2 protein-coding genes are annotated in these 3,312 nt (G+C 72.8%); one reads left to right on the top strand and one right to left on the bottom strand.

Annotation, left to right across the window (positions count from 1 at the left end):
• Positions 1-1,706: serine hydrolase domain-containing protein (locus WH07_RS35645; protein WP_046509393.1), on the top strand; the 1,706-nt coding region annotated here is incomplete at its 5' end.
• 27 nt (positions 1,707-1,733) lie between these two features.
• Here WH07_RS35645 and WH07_RS35640 read toward each other — a convergent pair.
• Positions 1,734-3,266, bottom strand: coding sequence for a phytoene desaturase family protein (locus WH07_RS35640; protein WP_046509391.1), 1,533 nt, complete (start codon positions 3,264-3,266; stop codon positions 1,734-1,736).
• Positions 3,267-3,312 lie beyond the last annotated feature (46 nt).

Below are 3,312 nucleotides of genomic sequence, written 5' to 3'. Positions count from 1 at the left end.
GCGCCGGGACCGGTGGGCGCCCGGGCCGGGGGCCCGGCTCCGGGCGCCGGACCCTGCGGCGCGGCTCGGCCGAGCGGGCCGGTCTCATCCCCCGTGAGCTGGAGCGGCTGGTCGACGACGCGGCGGCCTTTCTCGGTCCCTCCCCCGTCCGCCCCTGGTACGCGGGCGCCGTGCTGCTCGCGGGCCGGGGCGGCACGGTCGCCCTGCACCGGCCGATCGGCAAGGCCGTGCGCTACTCGGCGTACGACGAGAAGACCGGCGAGGGAGTCGAGTTCCCGGCCGAGCGGCAGATCGCGATGGCCGAGGACACGGTCTTCGATCTGGCGTCCGTCTCCAAGCTGTTCACCTCGATTCTCGCCGTCCAGCGGATCGAGCGGGGCGCGCTGGAACTGGAGGAGCGGGTCACGGCATACCTCCCGGAGTTCGGGCGGGCGGGCAAAGAGGACATCACGGTGCGTCAGTTGCTGACGCACACCTCCGGCTTCCGCGCCTGGGTCCCCCTCTATACGGCGCCGACCTACGAGGGCAAGCTCGAACTGCTGTGGAACGAGGCGCCGGTCAGCCCGCCCGGTACGGCGTATCTCTACTCGGACCTCAATCTGATCTCCCTCCAGCTCATTCTGGAGCGCATCACCGGACAGCCGCTGGACGCGCTGCTCCGGAACGAGATCACCGCTCCGCTCGGGATGCACCGCACCCGTTACAACCCGCCCGCCTCCTGGAAGCCGAAGATCGCCGCCACCGAGGACGCCCGGGCGCCCTGGTCCGGACTCGACCGGGGCCTGGTGTGGGGCGAGGTGCACGACGAGAACGCGTACAGCCTCGGTGGCATCGCGGGCCACGCCGGAGTCTTCTCCTGCGCCTGGGACCTGGCGGTCCTCGCCCGGACGCTCCTCAACGGCGGCGTCTACGGCCGGGCGCGAATCCTGCGTCCCGAGTCGGTGGAGCTGATGTTCACCGACTTCAACACGGACTTCCCCGGTGACGCCCACGGTCTGGGTTTCGAGCTGTACCAGCACTGGTACATGGGCGCGATGGCCACCCCGGGCACCGCGGGCCACACCGGCTTCACCGGCACCAGTCTGGTCCTCGACCCGACGACCGACTCGTTCCTAGTCGTCCTCGGCAACTCCGTGCATCCCGTGCGGAGCTGGCGCTCCGGCAGCGCGCCCCGGGTGGCGACCGCCGACCGGATGGCCCGGGCCGTCGCGGTCCGGCCGGAGCGGGGCCGTACCGCCTGGTTCTCCGGAATGGCCGCTGCCACCACGGCCACGCTCACCCTGCCCCCGGTCACCCCGGAGTCCGGGGACGCGCGGCTGCGCTGCTCCCTGTGGTGGGACACCGAGCCCGGCGCGGACGCCCTGTTCCTGGAGGCGTCGGAGGACGGCGGCGCGAGCTGGCGGGCGGTGCCCTTCACCACCGCACGGAAAGGGCAGAAAGGTGGGGACCCGCAGGAGCACCCGGCGGGCTCGGCGACCGGCTGGTCGGGACGGGTCTGGCACCGGCTGACCGCGGATCTCGCGCGGTGGCGGGGTACGGAGGTACGGCTGCGCTGGCGGTACACCACGGACCGGCTGTACGTCGGGCGGGGCGTGTACGCGGACGCCCTGCGGATCGAGGACGGCGGCCGTACGGTCTTCGACGAGGCGCGGCAGGAGGACATGGCGCGTATCGAGACGGTGGGCTGGACGGCCTCGGAGGACTGACTCCGCCCGCCCGCCGAGGGCCCGTGCTCACCGCCCGAGAGCCGCCATCGCCGCGTTGTGGCCCGGCACTCCGCTCACCCCGCCGCCCCGGACGGCGCCCGCGCCGCACAGCAGCACATTGGCGTGCGCCGTCTCCACGCCCCAGCGCCCAGTCTCCTCGGTGGCGTACGGGAAGGAGAGGTCGCGGTGGAAGATATGGCCGCCGGGCAGCCGCAGTTCGCGTTCGAGGTCGAGCGGGGTCTTCGCCTCGATACAGGGGCGGCCGTCCGCGTCCACCGCCAGACAGTCGGCGATCGGCTCGGCCAGCCGTTCGTCGAGCTGGGCGAGGGTCGCGGCGAGCAGCTCCGCCCGTACGGACTCGTTGTCCGCGGCGAACAGCCGGGCGGGGGTGTGCAGTCCGAACAGGGTGAGTGTCTGGTATCCCTGCCCCGCCAGTTCCGGTCCGAGGATCGAGGGGTCGGTGAGGGAGTGGCAGTAGATCTCGGACGGTGGGGCACTCGGCAGCCGGCCGGCGGCGGCCTCCCGGTACGCCGTCGCCAACTGCCCGTATCCCTCGGCGATATGGAAGGTCCCGGCGAAGGCCTCGCGCGGATCGACGGACCGGTCGCGCAGCCGGGGCAGCCTGCGCAGCAGCATATTGACCTTGAGCTGGGCGCCCTCGGCGGGAGCGGGCGGCTCGTCGCCGAGGAGTGCGGCGAGGGCCTGCGGCGACGCGTTCACGAGCACCTGACGAGCCGTCACCGTACCCTGGCCGCCGTCTGCTTGGAAGGAGACCTCGGCGGTGTTGCCGTCGGTGTCGATCCGGATCGCCTCGTGTCCGGTGACGATCTCCGCGCCCGCCGACCGGGCGGCGTCGGCCAGCGCGTCGGTGAGGGCGCCCATCCCGCCGACGGGGACGTCCCAGTCGCCGGTGCCGCCGCCGATCACGTGGTAGAGGAAACAGCAGTTCTGTACGAGTGAGGGGTCGTGGGCATCGGCGAAGGTACCGATCAGCGCGTCGGTCAGCACCACGCCCCGGACGAGATCGTGCTGGAACCGCTCCTCGACCGCGGCCCCGATGGGCTCCTCGAAGAGCGCGCGCCAGGCGGTCCCGTCGTCGACCCGCGCGCGCAGCGCCTCGCGTGTGGGCAGCGGCTCGGTGAGGGTCGGGAAGACCCGCTCGGCGACCCGCCCGGTCATCGCGTAGAACTCCCGCCAGGCCGCGTACTCCCGCTCACCGCCGGTCAGCGCGGCGAAGGACTCGCGGGTACGGCCCTCGCCGACCAGCAGTCCGCCGTCGCCGAGCGGGGTGTACGAGGAGACTGTCCGCTTGCGCACGGTGAAGCGCAGCCCCAGCTCCCGGACGATCTTCCGCGGCAGCAGGGACACCAGGTACGAGTACCGGGAGAGCCTGGCGTCCAGGCCGGCGAAGGGCCGACTGGAGACGGCCGCGCCACCAGTGGTGCCGAGCCGCTCCAGCACGAGGACGGAGCGCCCGGCGCGGGCGAGATAGGCGGCGGCGACCAGGCCGTTGTGGCCGCCGCCGACGATGACGGCGTCGTACGAGACATGTGCGGGCATGGCTCTTGGTAACACGAGGCTGATCGCGGGGCCAGGGGTACGGGTG

The sequence above is a fragment of the Streptomyces odonnellii genome, assembly GCF_000981895.1.
GTDB lineage: Bacteria > Actinomycetota > Actinomycetes > Streptomycetales > Streptomycetaceae > Streptomyces > Streptomyces odonnellii.
This window is presented reverse-complemented; position numbering and strand designations above follow the sequence as displayed.